Origin of the sequence: Clostridioides sp. ES-S-0010-02, assembly GCA_020641055.1 — a bacterium.
Taxonomy (GTDB): Bacteria; Bacillota; Clostridia; order Peptostreptococcales; family Peptostreptococcaceae; genus Clostridioides.
In genome coordinates this window covers 498,858-520,055 of record CP067345.1, presented here as the reverse complement: position 1 = coordinate 520,055, position 21,198 = coordinate 498,858, and the positions used below count along the sequence as shown (strand labels likewise).

At 29.9% G+C, this 21,198-nt stretch carries 23 protein-coding genes; 4 read left to right on the top strand and 19 right to left on the bottom strand.

What is annotated here, in order from left to right:
- Window positions 1–3: 3 nt before the first annotated feature.
- The 6 genes from JJC01_02880 to JJC01_02855 form a co-directional block, all read right to left on the bottom strand.
- Window positions 4–555: a 4Fe-4S dicluster domain-containing protein gene (locus tag JJC01_02880; protein ID UDN58825.1), complete on the bottom strand. Its 552-nt coding sequence runs from the start codon at window positions 553–555 to the stop codon at window positions 4–6.
- Between the two features lie 36 nt (window positions 556–591).
- Window positions 592–765 carry a hypothetical protein gene (locus tag JJC01_02875; protein ID UDN58824.1) on the bottom strand — a complete coding sequence of 58 codons (174 nt, stop codon included), beginning with the start codon at window positions 763–765 and terminating at the stop codon, window positions 592–594.
- 11 nt (window positions 766–776) lie between these two features.
- A complete protein-coding gene (gene fdhD, locus JJC01_02870) occupies window positions 777–1,610 on the bottom strand; it encodes a formate dehydrogenase accessory sulfurtransferase FdhD (GenBank protein ID UDN58823.1) in 834 nt (277 codons plus the stop codon).
- 47 nt (window positions 1,611–1,657) lie between these two features.
- Window positions 1,658–3,802, bottom strand: a complete 2,145-nt coding sequence (gene fdhF, locus JJC01_02865) for a formate dehydrogenase subunit alpha (protein ID UDN58822.1) — start codon at window positions 3,800–3,802, stop codon at window positions 1,658–1,660.
- 243 nt (window positions 3,803–4,045) lie between these two features.
- Complete coding sequence (locus JJC01_02860) at window positions 4,046–5,104, bottom strand: flippase-like domain-containing protein (protein UDN58821.1); 1,059 nt, start codon at window positions 5,102–5,104, stop codon at window positions 4,046–4,048.
- Window positions 5,105–5,308: 204 nt separating this feature from the next.
- Window positions 5,309–5,968 carry a response regulator transcription factor gene (locus JJC01_02855; GenBank protein UDN58820.1) on the bottom strand — a complete coding sequence of 220 codons (660 nt, stop codon included), beginning with the start codon at window positions 5,966–5,968 and terminating at the stop codon, window positions 5,309–5,311.
- 318 nt (window positions 5,969–6,286) lie between these two features.
- Between JJC01_02855 and JJC01_02850 the strand changes: the two genes are divergently transcribed.
- A complete protein-coding gene (locus JJC01_02850) occupies window positions 6,287–6,916 on the top strand; it encodes a DUF3786 domain-containing protein (protein ID UDN58819.1) in 630 nt (209 codons plus the stop codon).
- 280 nt (window positions 6,917–7,196) lie between these two features.
- On the opposite strand, the gene JJC01_02845 is transcribed toward JJC01_02850, so the two are convergent.
- The 5 genes from JJC01_02845 to JJC01_02825 all read right to left on the bottom strand — a co-directional run bounded on the left by JJC01_02845 (window position 7,197) and on the right by JJC01_02825 (window position 12,716).
- Window positions 7,197–7,760 (bottom strand): DUF1062 domain-containing protein, encoded by a 564-nt coding sequence (locus tag JJC01_02845; GenBank protein UDN58818.1) that lies wholly within the window; start codon window positions 7,758–7,760, stop codon window positions 7,197–7,199.
- Window positions 7,761–8,055: 295 nt separating this feature from the next.
- Window positions 8,056–8,334 (bottom strand): hypothetical protein, encoded by a 279-nt coding sequence (locus tag JJC01_02840; protein ID UDN58817.1) that lies wholly within the window; start codon window positions 8,332–8,334, stop codon window positions 8,056–8,058.
- Between the two features lie 262 nt (window positions 8,335–8,596).
- Window positions 8,597–9,358 carry an epoxyqueuosine reductase gene (locus JJC01_02835; protein ID UDN58816.1) on the bottom strand — a complete coding sequence of 254 codons (762 nt, stop codon included), beginning with the start codon at window positions 9,356–9,358 and terminating at the stop codon, window positions 8,597–8,599.
- A 145-nt stretch (window positions 9,359–9,503) separates the two neighbouring features.
- Complete coding sequence (locus tag JJC01_02830) at window positions 9,504–11,561, bottom strand: spore surface glycoprotein BclB (protein ID UDN58815.1); 2,058 nt, start codon at window positions 11,559–11,561, stop codon at window positions 9,504–9,506.
- A gap of 78 nt (window positions 11,562–11,639) precedes the next feature.
- A complete protein-coding gene (locus tag JJC01_02825; GenBank protein ID UDN58814.1) occupies window positions 11,640–12,716 on the bottom strand; it encodes a glycosyltransferase in 1,077 nt (358 codons plus the stop codon).
- 279 nt (window positions 12,717–12,995) lie between these two features.
- On the opposite strand from JJC01_02825, the gene JJC01_02820 reads away from it, so the two are divergent.
- Complete coding sequence (locus tag JJC01_02820; protein ID UDN58813.1) at window positions 12,996–13,487, top strand: DUF2284 domain-containing protein; 492 nt, start codon at window positions 12,996–12,998, stop codon at window positions 13,485–13,487.
- A 377-nt stretch (window positions 13,488–13,864) separates the two neighbouring features.
- Here JJC01_02820 and clpP read toward each other — a convergent pair whose 3' ends face one another.
- From clpP to JJC01_02785, 7 genes are all read right to left on the bottom strand, one after another.
- Window positions 13,865–14,449: an ATP-dependent Clp endopeptidase proteolytic subunit ClpP gene (clpP, locus tag JJC01_02815; protein UDN58812.1), complete on the bottom strand. Its 585-nt coding sequence runs from the start codon at window positions 14,447–14,449 to the stop codon at window positions 13,865–13,867.
- Window positions 14,446–14,904, bottom strand: coding sequence for a helix-turn-helix transcriptional regulator (locus JJC01_02810; protein ID UDN60112.1), 459 nt, complete (start codon window positions 14,902–14,904; stop codon window positions 14,446–14,448). Before JJC01_02810 ends, clpP begins: the two co-directional genes overlap by 4 nt.
- 158 nt (window positions 14,905–15,062) lie before the next feature.
- Window positions 15,063–15,506 (bottom strand): DUF3021 family protein, encoded by a 444-nt coding sequence (locus tag JJC01_02805; protein UDN58811.1) that lies wholly within the window; start codon window positions 15,504–15,506, stop codon window positions 15,063–15,065.
- 15 nt (window positions 15,507–15,521) lie between these two features.
- Window positions 15,522–15,959 (bottom strand): LytTR family transcriptional regulator, encoded by a 438-nt coding sequence (locus JJC01_02800; GenBank protein ID UDN58810.1) that lies wholly within the window; start codon window positions 15,957–15,959, stop codon window positions 15,522–15,524.
- A gap of 57 nt (window positions 15,960–16,016) precedes the next feature.
- Window positions 16,017–16,874 carry an ABC transporter permease gene (locus JJC01_02795; protein UDN58809.1) on the bottom strand — a complete coding sequence of 286 codons (858 nt, stop codon included), beginning with the start codon at window positions 16,872–16,874 and terminating at the stop codon, window positions 16,017–16,019.
- Window positions 16,867–17,610 carry an ATP-binding cassette domain-containing protein gene (locus JJC01_02790; protein UDN58808.1) on the bottom strand — a complete coding sequence of 248 codons (744 nt, stop codon included), beginning with the start codon at window positions 17,608–17,610 and terminating at the stop codon, window positions 16,867–16,869. The genes JJC01_02795 and JJC01_02790 overlap by 8 nt, the downstream gene beginning before the upstream one ends.
- A 168-nt stretch (window positions 17,611–17,778) precedes the next feature.
- Window positions 17,779–19,185, bottom strand: coding sequence for a PLP-dependent aminotransferase family protein (locus JJC01_02785; GenBank protein ID UDN58807.1), 1,407 nt, complete (start codon window positions 19,183–19,185; stop codon window positions 17,779–17,781).
- 113 nt (window positions 19,186–19,298) lie between these two features.
- Here JJC01_02785 and JJC01_02780 point away from each other — a divergent pair, with 113 nt between their 5' ends.
- The gene (locus JJC01_02780) at window positions 19,299–19,967 is read left to right on the top strand and encodes a hypothetical protein (protein ID UDN58806.1); all 669 of its coding nucleotides are present in this window, start codon (window positions 19,299–19,301) and stop codon (window positions 19,965–19,967) included.
- Between the two features lie 231 nt (window positions 19,968–20,198).
- Here the strand turns inward: JJC01_02780 and JJC01_02775 are convergent, their stop codons facing one another.
- The gene (locus JJC01_02775) at window positions 20,199–20,717 is read right to left on the bottom strand and encodes a nitroreductase family protein (protein UDN58805.1); all 519 of its coding nucleotides are present in this window, start codon (window positions 20,715–20,717) and stop codon (window positions 20,199–20,201) included.
- Between the two features lie 153 nt (window positions 20,718–20,870).
- Between JJC01_02775 and JJC01_02770 the strand changes: the two genes are divergently transcribed.
- Entirely contained in the window at window positions 20,871–21,194 is a 324-nt protein-coding gene (locus tag JJC01_02770; protein UDN58804.1) for a helix-turn-helix transcriptional regulator, read from the top strand.
- Window positions 21,195–21,198 lie beyond the last annotated feature (4 nt).

Genomic DNA, 21,198 nt, shown 5'->3' with positions numbered 1-21,198 from the left:
CCTTTATTTATTTGTCAACAATAAACTAAGTGCAGCTTGTCTATTCTTAGCTTTTTTGTCATCTATTGGAGTAACAAGTTTTAATGCATCTTGAGGACATGCGCTTATACAAGCTATTTTTTCATTGTCTTTACATAAATCGCACTTATACGCTATTTTTTTATTTTCTTCCAAAATTACTTGTTCTACTTCTTTACCATCTTTATATTGTGGAAGTAAATCTATAGCTCCAAAAGGACATGCTAGGAGACAAGTTTTACACCCTATACACTTTTCTTCATTAACAAACATGACATTGTTCTCTTTGTTTATAGCTTTTTGTGGACATGAATTTAGACAAGGAGCATCTTCGCAATGTCTACATTGTATTGGCATACAGAAAGTATCACCTTTTACTAAATAGAGTCTAGGTATAACTGGTATGTCAACTGTCCCAACCGTATATCCTACATTATTATGTTGGTTATGCATTGTAAAACAAGCTACTTCACAAGATCTGCAACCTGTACATTTACTTGGGTCTGCTATTACAAAAGAGCCTATTTTATTATTCATATTATCCCACCTTTCAATTTGTATATTTCTAAGTCCCTAGTTATTTTTATTATATATATTTATATATTTTAGTGTTTTTTCAATACTTGTATTTCGCTTGCATTTTTTACACAAATTATATTTATTGGCATATACTTTGTCAGTATCATCAATTACTACTCCACACACTTCACATCTTGAATATTTTTTTTCTTCTTTATTAGCATACATACGCTTCAGTCTCACTTTTTGATAACTCTCTGTGAATTTGCATAGATATTCATTCGTCTTCCTCTTACAAATCCAATAAGAGTTATATTTAATTTTTTAGAAAGCTCTATTGATAAATTAGTTGGTGCTGATTTTGATATTACAATAGGAATTTGAGTCATAGCTGCCTTTAGTATCATCTCTAAAGATATTCTCCCACTTACAACTACAGTTTTATCTTTTAGTGATATTTCATTTAAAACACAAAACCCTATTGCTTTATCCATTGCGTTATGCCTTGCTACATCTTCACAGGTCACTATTTTTTTATCATTATCAAATATGGATACACTATGTACTCCACCTGTATTTTTAAATAATTCTGACGAATTTAAGTTTTTATCCATTATACTGTAAATCGCATCATAATTTATTTTTATATTACTCTCTACAGGAGCACAACTTATATAGTCTAGTGAGTTTAAAAATATAATTTGTTCCTCTTCATCCTTATGTCTCTCTTGAATAGTTACTTTTGTAACACGTTCCTTATCATTTATTTCTATATCTAATATGTCTTTTTTATTTTCTATATATCCCTTTGTTCTCAAAAAACCAACTACAAGCTCTTTTAAATTATATGGTGTACATAAAAATGTATTTATGTATTTATCATTTAAAATAAAGCTAAGTGGATATTCTGCAATTATTTCTTCATATTCATTTGATAAATCATGTTCATTTATTTTGCTTATTTCTAATTTAAAAGAATTCATGTATTCATAATCTACTAAACTATAACTGTTTTCAAAAACTTCACCTTTACTATTTTCTTGGGACTTAGTTTTTGAGTATATATTCTCCATAAGATATTTGCCCTTCCGCTTTTTATAAATCTTTAATCTAATAACTACTAAACATTTGTGGCAGTCATTTTATCTTTAAGACTTTGATATTCTTCTCTTACACATTTCTCTGCTAACTCTTGGTCATCAAGTTTTTCAAGTTTAACAGCACAATATTTGTATTCTGGTGTTTTAGATATAGGGTCTAAGTTTGCTATTGTAAGCTCATTACAAGCTCCAACCCACCACTGATAAGTCATATATGTTGCTCCTTCTTTAACTCTGTCAGTTACTGTTGCTCTTGTTATTACACTTCCTCTTCTTGAACTAATTCTAACTAGTTCATCATCTTCAATTCCTAATCTATCTGCATCATTACAATTTATTTGAACACGACCTGGCTCATCTTCTAATGAACTAAGTGTTCTACAGTTACCAGTCATAGTTCTTACTGAATAGTGACCAACTTCTCTCACAGTACATAAACTAAATGGATACTCATCATCTTCAACTTCCATAGGAGGTCTCCATTCTGCAGCAAATAAATTACCTCTTCCATTAGGAGTAGAGAATTTTTGTCCTTCATATAGATACATAGTTCCTTTGTCTTCCATACTTTCACTCTTACAAGGCCATTGAACAGAACCTTGAGCCTCTATTTTTTCATAAGTAGCGCCTAAGAAATTTGGACATAATGCTCTTAGTTCATCCCATATTTCTCTAGTATTTTTGTAGTTCATAGGATATCCCATTGCTGTAGAAATTTCACTTATAATTTGCCAGTCTGGTTTTACATCTCCTTGTGGCTCTATAGCTTTTCTCATCAATTGGAATCCTCTATCTGCACATGTATATACTCCATCATGTTCGCCCCAAGAAGTAGCTGGAAGTATAACATCAGCATGAAGTGCTGTCTTATTCATAAATATATCTTGAACAACAACAAACTCTAACTCATCTAAAGCTTCTCTAACTTCTGATGCATCTGGGTCACTTTGTACTGGGTCTTCCCCAAATATATAATAAGCTTTAAGCTTCTTCTCTTTTAACACTAAATTTGGAACTTGAGTTAAACTATATCCATTATTAGGAGATAACTTTACTCCCCAAGCATTTTCAAATTTTTCTCTTATCTTATCATCAGTTACATTTTGATAACCAGGATATACATTAGGAAGAGCCCCCATATCACAAGCTCCTTGAACATTATTTTGTCCACGTACAGGTCCTATTCCAACGCTTTCTCTACCAAAATTACCTGTAAGTAGAGCAATTGATGCAAGCCCTTTAACTACATCAACAGCTTGACCAAATTGGCAGACACCCATTCCATAAAGTATCATTGCCTTCTTACCTTTTGCATATTCTCTCATAGCTCTTCTTATAAGTTCTTCTGGAATTCCTGTCAGCTTCTCAGCATATTTAGCTGTATATGGTTTAACAATTTCTTTGTACTCATCAAATCCTTGTGTATGGTTTTGAACAAAGTCTTTATTGTAAAGACCTTCTTCTATTAAAACGTTTCCAAAAGCATTTACTAAAACCATATTTGTTCCACCCTTTATAGGTAGATGTATATCAGCAATTCTTGCAGACTCAGTTAATCTAGGGTCAGTAACAATTAACTTAGCTCCATTTTTCTTAGCTTTAATTATTCTATTTGCAACTATTGGATGTGAATCTGCTCCATTATATCCAAATATGAATAAAACATCTGCGTTTTCTATTTCTGGTATAGAATTAGACATTGCACCACTACCTAATGAGTAAGCCAGACCGGCTACAGATGGTGCATGTCAGACACGAGCACAATGGTCAACATTATTAGTTCCTATTGTAGCTCTCATAAATTTTTGCATTATATAATTTGCTTCATTACCAGGCCCTCTTGCAGAGCCTGTTCCCATAATAGAATCAGGACCATATTTTTCTTTAATTTCGTTTAATCTTGAAGCTGTATAACTTATAGCTTCATCCCATTCAACCTCTTCTAACACACCTTGTTTTCTTATCATTGGTTTTTTTAGCCTAGGTGTTAAAATTTTAGGGTCATTTAGAAAATCCCATCCATAACGACCTTTTAAACATAAACTTCCTTGATTTGTTCTACCATCAGCTGGCTCCGCTTTTAATATCTTGTTATCTTTTACTACTAGATATAATTGGCATCCAGCTCCACAGTATGGACAAACTGTTAAAATTTTCTTCTCCATACATTTCCCCCTTAGATTTATCCCCTGATGAGTAAAATTTACCTTAAAGATAATAAAGTACTTTTATAATATGCAAAATTTACAAATATTTTGCAATATTATCTATTAAATTCAACAATTTTCTCACAATTCCTTTTAAATTTTAAAAAAAATATGTCATAACAATCCTTATATTTTAATCGCCTAATTAAAATATTATAGTTCTTATGACATATTTTTTACTATATGCTTATTTAGATTTATCTAATTTTCACTTAAAATGGCATTTCTACCAATTCTATTTTTCATTCTATAGTGAGTGATTACAGTAAAGATACCACTTCCAATCAGAATCAAATAGTACATAAATCCACCATATAAAAATACTGCATAACCCATTAGAGGTTGAGGAAATACTGATTTAAATATAGTGAAAAATGCTAATTCATTAGCTCCTACATTACCAGGTGTTGGTATTGGAGATATTGCCATATATAAAAAAGCTTGTAGTGTTAATATATAAATATAACTATAACCTTGTAAATTAAATGCTTTATATATCCAAAATGATACACTAAAGTAAGCACTTAATTGAATAAAAGTCACTATAATAGTTAAAATCAATACTTTTTTATTTTTAGCAAAAAAACTTATTGCTTTACTATAATCATCTATAAAATTTTCTATAGAGTCTACTTTACTCTCTAGGAATCTTAAAAACTTAAATTTTGATAAATATTTTACTGAAACTCTCATAAAATATTTTATTTTTTGAGGATTTAAAATAACTAAAATTATCATAATTAAAACAAATGAATTAATTGCTATTCCTAGAAACACTAAGGGCATGATTACTTTCATTTGTTTTTCTAGCATAGCTAGATTCATTAATACTAATATTGTGCAATAAACAGTAACTACTATTTGAAAAATAATAGACTTATTTGTAACAACTGCACTTGCTTTACTAAGTGGCATTTTGCATTTTTTAAGTACATATATTTGTACTGGTTGGCTTCCTGAAGCAAATGGAGTTATTAGATTATAATAAAATCCCATAATGGCTAGCTTGAAACCAATAAATCTAATATTGACTTTGTGAGTACTTTCTATAATTATCTTCATTACTAATCCTTCAAGCATTATGTGAGACATTATTGCCAAAGCCCCTACAAATAAAAACTTTTTATCTACCATAGTTATAACATTTGATAACATCTTAATATCTAATGTTTTAAATACCAAGTAAATTGTTATACCTATTAATAAAAATAAAAATGTATACTGTAGTAGACTCTTTCTAATATTTTTTAGTTTATCCATTAGAAAAACCATCCTTTGCTCAAGATTTATATTAAACACCATATTATTAGTATACACTACTAATATTAATATTTTATAACAAAATACCTTACAATTTTGTAATTTACAAAAAATATTAATCTATAAATTAAATTTTAATATATAGATTAATATTTTACAAACATTTTGTAGATATATAATGTATTTGCACTGAGTAATACTTTATTATATCCACTTATATCCTATCCCCCATACAGTCTCTATTGTATAAATATCATAAGATTTCAACTTGCTTCGTATATTTTTTATGTGTTCTGTAATAACACTTATATCACTTTCTCCATCAAATCCATATATATGCTCATATATTCTTTCTTTTGAAAAGACTTGTCCCTTATTTTTTGCTAGAAATTCACATATTAGGTACTCACTCTTAGTAAAATTTATCTTATTATTATCAACAGAAATTTCTTTTCCCAAAAAATTAAATTGAACATTTGATATAGTTAATGAATTTTTTTTCTCTCTATTTTCTCTTCTCAAATGAGCATTTATTCTGGCTCTTAACTCACCTACACCAAAAGGCTTTGTAATATAATCATCTGCCCCTATACCAAGACCATACATAACATCACTTTCCATATTTTTAGCTGTCAAAAACAATATTGGACAATCAACCTTATTTCTTATAATTTTACATACTTCAAAACCATCCATTTTGGGCATCATTACATCTAATATTATTAGATTAAAAGGATTATAATCAATATCAAGAATGTTTTCTACATCACTAATTACCTTTACTTCATGCCCATCTCTTTTTAATATATTTTCAATTAACTTTAACATATCTAATTCATCATCTACTACTAGTATCTTAGACATACTAACACCTCCATTACATATTTAATGACACCTTAATTTATATATTTAGTTATATCTTTATAAATTTATATAAAATCTCATACTATTATATTATAACTTAAAGCAATTAATTAATATTTTATAGTAGAATCATTTTAACACTTCAAACATAAAAAATTTATATTTTAAACACTTAATATTTATTTTACATAGATTCCTTTAAATAGCAAAATTTATTTATTAATTTAATATTGTAATATTCTGGATATATAATAAAATCAATAATAAGAAAACTTTTTATAAATATATACATAGGTCTTTAAATCGGAGGAAAATATTATGGATAAAAATATCAAAACAAGTAATTATAATGTTCCATTTGATTATGCACGAAAAAAACTCAAAGAATTAGACCCTCATACAATTAGTAATTTAAGTAATATTGACTTTAATAGTGATTCAAGCAAATTTACTATTGATTTTTTTGGTAGACAGTATATAGTTGATTATCCGAGTGGAGAAGTTTGGAATAGCAATGGAAGTCTCTGTAAAAATTTCGAACTTAAGATTCTAATGCTTAGGTATTTGTGTAATTCTAAAGGTATACCTCTTACAAATAAATATATAACTTTTAAAGAAGTTCCTGGAGGCAATGTCTATTATCCTAACTTTCTAAATAGAACTCTAGCAAGACTTTCAGAAATCTTTACATCTAAAATAGATAAATATAAACTGGTCATGGAGAATATTGGAGCTGAAAAAGTAAAGATGGGTGACCTAGCTTATAAGTTTACATACATAGGTAATACTTCTATGATATTTATACTTTGGTTTGGAGATGATGAATTTCCACCAAATTCAAATATATTATTTGACTCTAATATAATTTATTATTTTAATGCAGAAGACTTAGCAGTTGTTCCTGACACAGCTATAGATGCAATTTTGAATAAAGTAAATCAATTATAAACATTGATACTATTGTAGTAGAATTCTTGATAAATTTAGTCAGAATCTAATATGAAATGGAGTTAAGAAATGAACATAGAAAATCAATATTTATCAGATAAGGTAAGCCAAGTGCACTAGCTACAACACACTACTATGAGATATTAGAAAATCTAGAAAAAAGATAATGCTATTATACACAAATAAGTATAGCTTCTTTGTATTTTTTAAAGCTGCTATACTTATTTAAAATGATGTTACATAAAACATGTTAAACTGGCTGGTCTAACCGATTTAAATATTATTGTTTACTCTTTCCAATTTGTAACACAATCTCATAATTTAACTTACTTCTCCTTAGGTCAACTCCAGATATACTTTTTATCATCCCACAGTCTAACATGTCTTCAAAGACCTTTCTAGATATGCCAAGCTTCTCACGTAATAACGTGGATACCTTTAATTGACATGGATACTTACTTGTAATACGAATTTGTGTAGAGTCATCAATACAAATATCTTGACCTACTATTTTATATTCTGGGATGCCAACTTTCGCCCCATTTCTATGTAAAAACTCAACATTCATAGCATATTGTTTAACAAGATTATAATCATTCGTATAAAATTGTTCTAATATCTCTGGATTTAAGTTTTTTGGATTAATACGAGAATATATAGTTGAATTCCATGTTGAATCACAATTTGAGCATTTATATATTAACCAAATATCTAAATACTTATGTTGGGCATTCACTCTAAATAAATCTGAACAGATGTATTCAGTCTTTTTCCCACATTTTTTACAGTACCTAATTACTGGCAATTGGGATTTATACTCAATCTCCCAAGTAATTTTTTGCATAAATACATTTTCCTTTCTATAATATTGCTAAAATAGAAAGTCGTGAAAAGGTGGAATATAATCAAGCATTTTTTTCAAAACAGTACCTCCTAATTTTTAATAAATTTAAATTTCAATTACACACTTATATAATAAATTATTTCCTCTTAATATAGACACTACTGCTGAATTTTCTTATTATATAAGCTTCTGAAATTAATTAAATTATAGCATCCACTAAAAAAAAACTATACCTTAAACATTTTTAACAAAAGAAAATAAGCCAGTATAGTTATAGAACTATACTGGCTTACACTTAAATATCTTTTCTTTTTTCTTGTAATATAATTCTTTGAATACTCTTCAAAGACAGATAATATTTTTCTGATAAATACTGCAAATCATGACCAACTTGATAATCTTCATAAATTTGCATATTTCTAATTGTTAAATCTTCACGAGTAGATGTATTACTTCCCCATTCTCTTTTATTGTTTGATTTTCTGGGAATATAAATACATTCTCCATCCACATATTCTTGTATCAATTCAAGTAATTCTTCTGGTAATATATGTATTGCTTTTTTATAGCTCATTTTGCTCTCCTATTAAACAGTAATTTTTTATTAGGAATAGCAAAGGGCTATCTGTATATTAAATTTTATAGTTGCAATAGCCCTTGCTATGCAAAAATAAAGATTAAATCAAGCATAAAGTCTCACCCCTCCTTATATCACAGCGATACATATAAGTCTATCAATAGCACAAATAGTTGTCAATCAACATAATTTCTTTATTTTTTATTTATATTTGTAGTTTATTATATATCAAATTAGAATTGTTAATTAAAAAAAACTTTTACATTGATGGGTTTATTACTGAACATGGAACTCCAACTATACATTTTCCACAGATATCACATCCACCTATATAAGAATATTTTTTCTCATTTATCATACACATTTCATAACACTTATTTCTATCAAACCCATCTTCTTTTAAAGCTTCTTTCACACATTTACTTACACACTTTTTACAACTATTATTATGTTTATACAAGCAGTATTCCTTTTCTGGTCTTTTAGTTGGTTCTAACTTTAAGCTTGTGATTATACTTCCTATCCTTCCACAACATCCTTTTTCTGTAATAAGCATATTGTTTAGACCAAAAGTTCCAAGACCTGCTATGAATGCTACATGTCTTTGTGACCAATCACTAATCAATTTATCATTATCAAAATTATATGACCCAGGAATAGCATAGGAGTCAAATCCCATGTTGCCTAGCTCTTCACATAAAAAATTATTTAAATCGGAAATCAATTTATTAGTTTCTATATAAGCTCTTGCCCAACTTTCTGAACATTCGAGCCCTCCAATATTACTATTATTTATGTTTTTATCAAAGGGTATAAAATATGTAATTATAGTCTTACCATCTTTTAAAAAATCTTTTGGCATAGCATGAGATGTTCCTACAATATTTTTTAACTGATAAAACATTTCATCTTCAGCAGAAGCATAGGCAAATAAAAGCTCTTGCCACTTTTGAGTCACATCATTTGAATTATAATAATCTTTTACAAAGTTATTCATTAATTTTTCAATTCTATTTTTCATAATATCCCCCCAAAAAAGTATCTCTTTCTAATTTAATACTATTATTTTATATTATATAATAGTATGCTATATTCTGCTCATCAATTAATATAAAAAAGCTTCTAATATCAATCAGATACTAGAAGCCTTTTTTTAATTATATAATTTAGTTAATCGAAATTCCTGCACTTGCATATCCTGCTACAGTATTAACTAATGAAAGTCCTGACGCTGTCGCTGTAAATACTAGTAAGAATCTAGTTTGTGCTGTTACTGATATATTTAATCCTGTTACAATTCCATTAGAAACTGAACCAAGTGATAATATACCTGTAAGTGGTGGAGCCAGTGTAACTGTTGCTCCTGGTACAGCTGTAAATGAGTTGTTTGGTGCAGTTGATTCATAAAGTGTAGCTGTAATTGTGACTGTTGAACCAATAAGTGAAAGCGCTGCTGTTGTACTAAAATATGCTGAAATAGATGTTATTGTTCCAGCTCTTGGCATTGAAAATGCAAAGTTAGTCAATGTTCCTGCTGCATTTGTAAGGTCTATTACTCCACCAACTATACTTAGGCCTGGAGCTGAACTTCCAAAACCTACAAATCCTGGTGTGCCCACTAATCCACCAGCTATAGTTGTAAGTGCTAGTGGTATACCTGATGCAAAAGGTATTATAGCACTAGCTCCTGGTATTCCTGTTGCCCCTGTTGGACCTGTTGCTCCTGTTGGACCTGTTACTCCTGTTACTCCTGTTGCTCCAGCTGCTCCTGTATTTCCTGTTGCACCTGTTGGGCCTGTTGCTCCATCTGCTCCTGTATTTCCTGTTGCACCTGTTGGGCCTGTTGCTCCATCTGCTCCTGTATTTCCTGTTGCTCCTGTTGGGCCTGTTACTCCTGTTGCTCCAGCTGCTCCTGTATTTCCTGTTGCTCCTGTTGGACCTACCAATCCATCTGCCCCTGTATTTCCTGTTGCTCCTGTTGGGCCTGTTGCTCCATCTGCTCCTGTATTTCCTGTTGCTCCTGTTGGACCTGTTGGACCTGGTACTCCATCTGCTCCTGTGTTTCCTGTTGCTCCTGTTGGACCTACTAATCCATCTGCTCCTGTTGGGCCTGTTGCTCCTGTTGCTCCTGTCACTCCTGTTATTCCTACCCCTGTTGCTCCTGTTGGACCTGTTGGACCTGTTGCTCCAGCTGCTCCTGCTGCTCCTGTTGGACCTGTTGGACCTACTAATCCATTTGCTCCTGTATCTCCTGTTGCTCCTGTTGGACCTGTTGGACCTGTTGCTCCATCTGCCCCTGTATTTCCTGTTGCTCCTGTTGGGCCTATCAATCCATTTGCTCCTGTTGCTCCTGTTGGGCCTGTTGGACCTGTCGCTCCAGGTGTTCCTGTTGCTCCTGTTGGACCTATTAAACCTGTTGCTCCTGTTATTCCTACTCCTGTTGCTCCTGTTGGACCTGTTGGACCTGCCAGTCCATCTGCTCCTGTTACTCCTGTTGGACCTGTTGGGCCTGTTACTCCATCTGCTCCTGTATCTCCTGTTGCTCCTGTTGGACCTGTTACTCCTGTCGCTCCAGGTGTTCCTGTTGCTCCTGTTGGACCTGTTGGACCTGCCAATCCATCTGCTCCTGTTGCTCCTGTTACTCCTGTTGGACCTGTTGCTCCAGGTGTCCCTGTTGCTCCTGTTGGACCTATTAAACCTGTTGCTCCTGTTATTCCTACTCCTGTTGCTCCTGTTGGACCTGTTGGGCCTGTTACTCCAAATCCTGTTGCTCCTGTTATCCCTGTTGGACCTGTTATTCCATTTGCTCCTGTTACTCCTGTTGGACCTGTTGGGCCTGTTACTCCATCTGCTCCTGTATTTCCTGTTGCTCCCGTTGGACCTGTTGGGCCTGTTACTCCAAATCCTGTTGCTCCTGTCGCTCCTGTTGGACCTACTGACCCTGTTGGACCTGTTGGACCTATTAACCCTGTTGCTCCTGTGTTTCCTGTTACTCCTGTGTTTCCTGTTGCTCCTGTTGGACCCATTGGTCCGGTTGGACCTGTTGGGCCTGTTGGACCTGTTCTACCTCTTGGACCCATTGGACCTGTTGGACCTATACATGATGGTGGGCAACCATGATGACAGTCACAACTATTACAACTATCACAACTGCTATTGCAATCATCATAGTTGTTATCATGGTTATTACCATCAAATGGGCCAAAATATTTATTTCTACTCATTACTTAAAGCACCTCCTAATATATTTGAGCTTTCATGCTCTCTATATAATATGTCAAAATTAGTATTATTGTGACTTATCAATAACTTTTATATTTACTAAAATAATTTTCATTGTACAAAATAGCACTATCGTTAGGTTTGATTTCTTTTGCTTTTTCATGATAAGATATCGCTTTATCCATTTCTCCTAGTTTGTCATAGCATACACTTAATTGTATATATGGTAAGTATCCATAACAATCATTTGACTTAAATCCTCCATTAATGTCATTTTTATCTCTAGTTAATGCTACTTTATACCAAAAAATAGCTTCTTTATATCTTTGTCTATCAAACAAGTGCTTTCCTATATCACAGCAAACTTCTGCTCTTGGCTCATCAAATTCAAAGCTTCTAAATAAAGAATATAAGGCACTTTTTTCATCATTAATTAAGTAATAACATGTGGCTAAATCTCTGCAAGCACTTATACAATCCTCAATCCACCCTTTTGAAGAGTCTAAAAACTTAGTAAAACCTTCTATAGCATCTTTATATCTTGCATTATAATACAATTCTCTTGAGTAATAAAACTGATGTCTTGGCTCCAATATCCTACCTTCTGAAATCATTTTTTCAAAAATTCTGAGATTTCTTAAAGGGTCCTGTCTATGAAGTTTTTTATGTGATATTGCAATGTCAGAATAAAATATTTCTCCAACAAGAGGTATTACTTCATGAATAGGGTCAACCCATTTATAATTAGAACTTCTCTTAAATAAGCGTTCTCTATAATATGATAAAGTTGGTTTTCCGTTTTCATCAAATGATACATTGTATTTTGCCATGACCATATCAATAGAAGTATCTAAATTTTCTTTAACTTTTGATAGTTCTTTTCTATCCTCTTCTAAAATTATGTCATCTGCATCAAGCCACATTATATAGTCTTTAGAAGCTTTAGAAAATGAAAAATTTCTCGCAGCAGAGAAGTCATCTATCCATTCGAAATCGTACACCATGTCTGTATATTTTGAAACTATTTCTTTTGTGGAATCTGTGGAACCAGTATCTACAACTATAATTTCATCTACTAGATCCTTTACACACTCTAAACATCTGCCTATAACTTCTTCTTCATTTTTAACAATCATGCACAAACTTATTGTAATCATAATGTACAACTCCTTTGTCTTTTATATATTACAGACATAAGTAATATATGGTATTTACTCTTATTTTGTTATTGAAATATGGAAAATTTTTAACGACAAAAAATTAGTAGGTAAGTTTATTTATCATATATGTTTATAGTTCATTTTTATTTAATTCATAATTTAAATATATCGATTTGATTGATATGTATTTTTGCGTTACCATAAGTATAAGAATATGTAAAATTTAACCATTCATACAAGATAAAAAATAAAACTATTTTTGATAGGAGGTAAATTATGAAAAAATACTTTGAAATATTAAAATCTAGTGGAGCTGACATTGCAGTTTCAATAGACCCTAAAACGATTGTCACAGCAGCATGGACAATTTATAAGTGTCAGTTTGGTTGTAATACATATGGTCATAGTCATTGTTGTCCACCCAATACTCCAACCTATCAACAGACGCAAGCAATAATAGATTGTTACAAAAAAGCTATTTTATTTCGATGTCATAAAATGAGTATTGTTACTCCTTTAGCTGTTGAAATAGCAAGAGAACTTTTTTTAGATGGATATTATAAATCAATTGCTTTTGGAAGTGGCCCTTGTACAAAGTGTGCTAAATGTAATCCTGATACTTGTAGTTTTCCTAACAAGACTGCTCCATCAATGGAAGCATGTGGTATTGATGTTTTTGCTACAGTAAGGTCAAATGGACTTGAAATAAATACTTTACGAGAAAAAGGAGAAATTCAAAACCACTTTGGCTTATTATTAGTTGATTAAAAAAATTAATATTTTCTACTGAACTTTTTATATCAATTTTTTGTATTTATTATCTGCATAATAGTATGCAATTATATATTATAAACTTATATTTATAATCTTCTTTATCTTTTATCATAAGTTCATAGGATTTACATCTAAATTAACCCCTTATGCAAATTAACCAGTGTGGTCTATAAGTTATCATATCATTGCAACCACATTGGTTAATATCTCTAAAAAATCTCTAAACTGATACGTAAAATTACTATTTATTACTTATTTACTTGACATTTTAAAAAACTTCTTTTTTTAAACAAAAAAATAATCATGTTCATTTAAACATGATTATTTTGACATTAGTTATATACTATAAATTAAGCTTTTAAAATAATACTCTACTCACACTTCTCCATTATATGATCAATCAATCCATATTCTTTAGCTTCCTTTGCAGTCATAAAATTATCTCTATCTGTATCTACTCTAATATCTTCTATTGATTTTCCAGTATTCTCAGAAAGAATTCTATCTAATTTTTCCTTTGTTCTCAACATATTATCTACTGCTATTTTTACATCTGTTGCTTGCCCTTTAGCTCCACCCATAGGTTGATGTATCATAATTTCTGCATTAGGTAAGGCATATCTTTTTCCTTTTGTACCTCCAGAAAGTAAAAAAGCGCTCATACTTGCAGCCATACCAATACAAATAGTTGATACATCACATCTTACATAGTTCATAGTATCGTATATAGCAAACCCTGATGTTACAGCCCCTCCTGGGCTATTTATATATATAGTTATATCTGCATCTGGGTCTTCTGATTCTAAGAATAGTAATTGAGCTACTACTAAACTTGCAATAGCATCATTAATTTCTTCGCCTATAAATATAATTCTATCTTTTAATAGTTTTGAATATATATCATAAGACCTTTCACCTTGACCTGTCTGTTCAATTACATGTGGTACTAAACTCATGCTACTTTCACCTCACAATTAATATTAAAGTTGAGATAAGAATTGATTTCATCTCTTCTTCGTTCATAACTAATACTTGTATAAGAAATACAATCTACATTTTGGATTTGATGATTTGGATTTAAAACAAATCTTTGTTGAATAGGATAAAATTCATCTTTACTTCTATATACTTGTGGAGATTCTTTATATAAAGTTTTAAATGCTAATGTGAAAGACTGGTGTGTAGCATATCCAACTGTAAGAGCTATATCTATAATGTATTTATCTGTAAATACAAGTTGTCTAGCTGCTTCAGTAAGTCTCCTTCTTTTAATATATTGATACATAGTACATCCCACAATGTTTGTAAACATTCTGTGTAAGTGATATTTTGAATAACTAGCAACATCAGCCATTTTATCTAGATTTAGATTTTCTGTAAGATGTTCTTCTATATAATCAATGATTTCCATAATTACATCTGTATTTGTTTTCAACCTCATCATCTCCTTTTAAGTATTATAACTCATACAAGAATTTTCTTCTTAATATAAATTGCTATCTTAAATTAATGACTGATATAAAAACTCAATTAATAATAAATTTATAATTTGTTGAATTGTCTTAGCTATTATTTACTAATTTTATTTTTCCTATATTCTTTCAAACCTTTATTTAATAAAATAGATTCTTCCTTATCTCTTTTACAAGTAGCAAGTGTTATACAAAGATAGATAATAAATATAGATAGTGCTATAAACAGAGTTTGAAAAATATGACCACTATCAATCCAATTACTTTTAAATGAAAACCACAGAACGAAAACAAATAGAAAAATTATATGAATTACTTGGCGAATTAGTAACTCTTTTCTACCTAGTTCTCGTTTTGAATAAAAAATTAATGTGGATAGAGATGTGACCAATGCAATTAATAAAATCTGTTGGAAAATATTTATACTAAATTTCTCATCAGGGCTAAATACTAAACAAGAAGTAAAAACAGATATTAAAACTCCTGTAGTTATCATACAAAAATAACGAACTACATACTTTAGTGTATTTATTAAATTCATATTCAATCAACTCCTTTATATCTTTAGTTTTTTCTTCAACATTGGTACATATTGGCGTGAAATAATTGTCTTTTCACCATTATCTAGTATTACTTCAAATCTACCATTAAACGCTGGTACAATTGAGTCTATTTTTGTAAGATTTAATATTACAGACTTAGATATTCTAAGAAAGTCACTATTAAAAAAAATTTCCTCAATCTGATAAAGCTTCTTCTTAAACTCATAAACATCATTTTTACAATAAAGATAAGTGTGGTTATCTACAGATTCGAAGTAATAGACATCTAAAGGATTGATACGATAGAGTTGTTCATTTTTATATGCTATAAGAGACTCTCTTTGCATCTTGATGTTAAAAATCAATTTAAGTATTTCATCATCAATATTTCTGCATCTTATTATAATTTCATCCTCTTCTCCGTCTAAGGGAGTTTCAATTATTACCTTCACTCTAACACATCCTTTCTTTTGATTTCTATAAAAAGACTATGGTATATTTTCCTACTATTAATTTCTAGCATTTTTTCTTGATATCATAAGTATAGTAACAAAATAAAATACTATTGCAGAAATAACTAGAAACATAATATGAATTGAATTTTCAGACAAACTGCCAATACCACCAAATGTTACTCCCATATGCTCATTAAATTCAGTTAATGCATTTGTTGAATCCACAAATGTTACTTTTGATGGAGACTCCGTAATAATTTGTCTAAGCAATACAGTCCCATGTGAAATTGGAAATAACTTTATAAGGGTTTGCACTGCTTGAGGTAAGCTTCCAATAGGTATATAAATTCCTGTCAAGAATCCAATAAGAGTACCTATAATCGTAGAAGCAGTTGAAAATGTATCTATGCTATTTAACAAATTTACAATAAAAAATATCATTGCACTAGATGATAAAACGGTTAATAAAATTACACCAATAACCTTTATAATAGAAAGCATAGGTAAAAATTGTCCCCCACTTGATACAATATATATCTCTGCAAGTATAAATGTAAATATACTCATAATTACACCAATTAAATATGAACTTAAAATATATCCTCCTACCAGTTCTCTTGTTTTAACAGGTGAACAATAAAAATCTTTGTTTCTTTTTAACTCCTTATCCAATACTGTAACTCCAAAAGAACCCATTGTTGTAGTTACAGAAACAACAGAAATAATTCCTGCCATTGCCCAACTATTCATTAATATGTCTATATCTTTAATATTTGGATAACCTTCCTTTAAATTTTCTCCTAAAAAAATAACATAGATGCTGATTACAATTATTGCACCTAAAAAAGATGAAAATACTCCTCTTTTATTTCTTAAAAAAATCATTATATTTCTTTGTGCTATATTAAACATTTTTTTCACCTCTATTTCTAACTATAGTCAAAAATACATCATCTAAATTATTTGCTTTGTATTTATATTTTAGTTCATGAGGTGAACCTTTTGCTGTTATAACACCATAGTCAAGCATTACAATATAATCAGCTTTTGAAGCCTCCTCCATATAATGGGTTGTAAGAACTATAGAAAAACCATATTGTTTTTGTAATTTTAATATAGTATCCCATACACATTTTCTAGATTCTGGGTCAAGCCCTGTTGTAGGCTCATCTAGAAACAGTATTTTAGGAGTATTTAAAAGAGCTCTTGCTATATCAGCCCTACGCTTTTGACCTCCAGACAATTTACCATATGGTCTATCTATAAATTCCATAGCTCCTACAGATAAAGCAGCTTTATGTACAATTTGTCTTACTTTATCTTTATTCTTGATATAAAATTTTGCACGAATTGTAAGATTCTCTCTTACTGTCAAAAGTGAATCTAGTATACTTTCTTGAAATACTACTCCAATTTTTTCTTTAATTTTATTATCCTCTACACCTAATTTATGCCCATCTATAATCACTTCTCCGCTATCATAACTCAATAACGTACAAAGAATATCAATTGTTGTAGATTTTCCAGCACCATTAGCTCCCAGTAATGCAAACAAATTCCCTTCCTCTACATAAAAATCAATCCCTTTCACAGCTTTAAAAGTATCATAGCTTTTTTGCAAATTAATTACTTCTATTATCTTATTCATACATTTCATCTACCTTCCTTAATTGATGATTTCAGAATACAATAAGTAATTTGTCCACACAATACAACTGGAAGTATGTAGTATAAATGAATATGTGAGTTGTAAAAAAACTAAAGTAAAATACATACCTAAAAATAAGATATTGTAAAAAACCTTTCCTAATACATCTTAATTTGTATGTATTATTTTTCTAAGCATTCTTACTCCCTGTTCAATTTCATCAAAATTAAGATGAGCATATCCTAGGACAACTTCATGGTCATATTCTGCTTTATTCTCAATTGCATATTGCTGTATAGGATAAACCCTGATATTTGCTTTATAAATTTGATTGATTAGTTTTTCAGTAAAAATAACATTATAAAAATGAACAACTATGTGAAGCCCAGCTACTTGCCCCTTTATTTTAAATTCATTTGTAAATTCAATATTCAAAATATCAATAAGATATTTACGCTTTCTATTATATAGCTTCTTCATTTTAAATATATGTTTTTCCAAACCTCCATTTTTAATAAATTCAGCTAGAACATACTGAGATATAGATTCTGTATGAACATCAGAATACATTTTTAAGGATTTATAGTCATCTATTATATCATCTGGTAACAACATAAATCCCATACGAATGGCTGGAGATAGTATTTTACTAAACGAACCTATATAAATTACTTTATTTGGATTAAGTTCATAGAGGGAACTAATTGGTTGACCTTCATATCTAAATTCACTGTCATAATCGTCTTCAACTATATAGCAATTATTCTCTACTGCATATTTAATAAGTTCTAGTCTTCTTTGAATTGGTAAAATACCACCTAATGGATATTGATGTGAAGGTGTTGTATATATAAAAGAAACATCCTTTATAGATTTTATTAGGTTAGTATTTATACCTTTATCATCCACTTGAATCCCAACAACTGAATATCCCACAGTAGAAATTACCTTTAACAATCCTTTGTGGATAGGATCCTCCACAATAACTTTTTGATTATTTTTATATAAAACTTGTGATATTAAAGATAGCCCTTGTGTTGAACCAGAAACAATCATAATATTTCGTGGACTACATCTAATTCCTCTAATACGAAATAAATATTGTGATATTTCTTCTCTTAATTTCCACACCCCTGCAGTACTATTATATCTAAAATCTAAGTGTGACAAATCATGTAGTATTTGTTTATATAACTTTGATAATTCTTTGCGTGGAAATAGCTTTAATTCTGGAATTCCAGAACAGAAATCTATATAATTATTTTGTTTATACTCATGTAAACTATCTCTAATTTCAGAAGTATAGTCTAACTTAAAGTCAATTTGATGGTCTAATATTACTTTGGCTATAATTGTGCCATAGCCATGCCTTGTTTCCAAATATCCCTCTGCAATTAATTGATTATATGCATCTAACACTGTATTTCGTGATACAGAAAGTTCTTTTGCCAAAGTTCTAGATGAAGGTAGTTTTTGTTCAAAATTTAAGCTCCCGCTTAAAATCATGTCTTTTATCTCACAATAAATTTGTCTTGACAATGATATGCCACTATTTCTATTAATTGTAATCCACATTTTAATACCTCCAAAAGTGGTTCTATAAAATTACTATAAAAATGGAACTACAAAATCCATTTTTACTTGCTAAGATTATACCATAAAACAAAAAATTAAAAGGAGTCTAAATTATGTTAGAAATATCAAGTAACACAAAGGAAATTTATCCCAATATTAAATTTGGAGTTATGATTGTAAATATGACCTATTCAACACCTAATGAAGAAAATTTTTTACTTCTTAAAAACTCTGAAATTGAAAATATTATTGCACAAAACCCTGAATACAATCGCAAAGAAAAAATTAAAACAGAGCCTCTTTCCAACTACATAAAGTATTATAAAAAATTTAAAAAAACTTATCCTGTATTACTTCAATTAGAATCCCTTTTACTAAAATCAAAAGGTATTCCAAATGTAAATCTGCCTATTCAAGCAATGTTTTTAGCAGAATTAAAAAATCTTCTTCTAACAGCAGGACATGACCTTGATAAGATAGAATTGCCTTTAAAAATAGATTTAGCAAATGAAAATGAACATTTTTATGGTATAGGAGAAAGAAAGCAAACTCTAACAAAAGACGATTTATTTTTATCAGATAACCTTGGTATACTATCTAGTATTCTTAATGGACCAGATAATCGTACACAAATTACAAAAAAAACTAAAAATATTCTATACTTTGTATATGCTCCTGATGGAATTTATGAAAAACAAATTTATAACCACCTAAGTGATATAAAGGATTATATTTTAAGCGGTTTTCCAGACTCGAAAATTGATTTAATTGATGTATTTTAATTAATATCAATATATTTTAGTTAATATCAATGTATTTTAGTTAATATAATGAAAATTTAAGCTTAGCAGATATTCAAAGTATTAGTGGGTATTCTAAGTAATCAAAATAGTGAAGTATACATCATTGTTCAACTAGATATATACTTCACTAAAATTAATTTTATATAAGTATTAACTTTATTTAAAAAAATAACTCATTATATATCTCATATAGATAGTTTACTTTTATATCTAAAGAGTTTCATAAGAAACAATTTCATTTAAAGGAAGACGAGTTTTATCATGTCTATTTGGACTTTCTGGTGTTCCAACTTCGTATCCTATTAGTAATATATTTACTGGCTCAAGATTATCTGACAAATTAAATTCTTCTCTAATTACATCTGGATTGAAATAGCATACCCATACACTCGCTAATCCAAGTTCAGTTGCTTGTAACATCATGTGATCAGTAACTATACTTGTATCAATATCTGTAAGTTGTTTACCATCAAAAGGTCTTGTCCAAACTTTATCCTTATCCCCACATACGATAATTGCTAATGGTGCATCATATATATTCGCAGCCTTAGAAACTTTATTAAGACCTTCTTTTTCTTGTATTACAATTAATCTTTGAGGCTGACGATTCCCCCCTGTTGGAGCTACTCTAGCAACTTCTAAAATTTTCTCAAGTTTTTCTTTTTCAACCTTTTTATCCTGATAATTACGACAAGAATATCTTTTTTTTGCGATTTCAACAAAATTCATTTATTTCCCCCCTATCATTTTATTAGGCTAAGTTGATGATTTATTTAACCTATGCTATAATCTTATCACTATAATTATATATTACAATAATGTACTTTTTTGTAACATAGTACCAAAAAGGGTACTTCAAAATATATTGAGAGGTCTAAAAAAATGAAAAAATGTTCAAGTAATTACAGTTGTCCTATAGAAGCAACCCTTGCATTGATTGGTGGTAAATACAAGACACTTATTCTTTGGCATCTTAAAGATACCACATTAAGGTTTAATGAACTTAAAAAATTAATACCTAAAGCAACTGCTAAAATGCTAACTCAACAATTACGTGAATTAGAAACAGATGGCTTAATTGTAAGAGTTGTTTATCCTGTTGTACCTCCAAAAGTTGAATATTCATTATCTGATTTTGGAAAAAGCATTATTCCTATTTTAGATGTTATGTGTGATTGGGGTTCTGATTACTTAAATAATCTTTAATTTA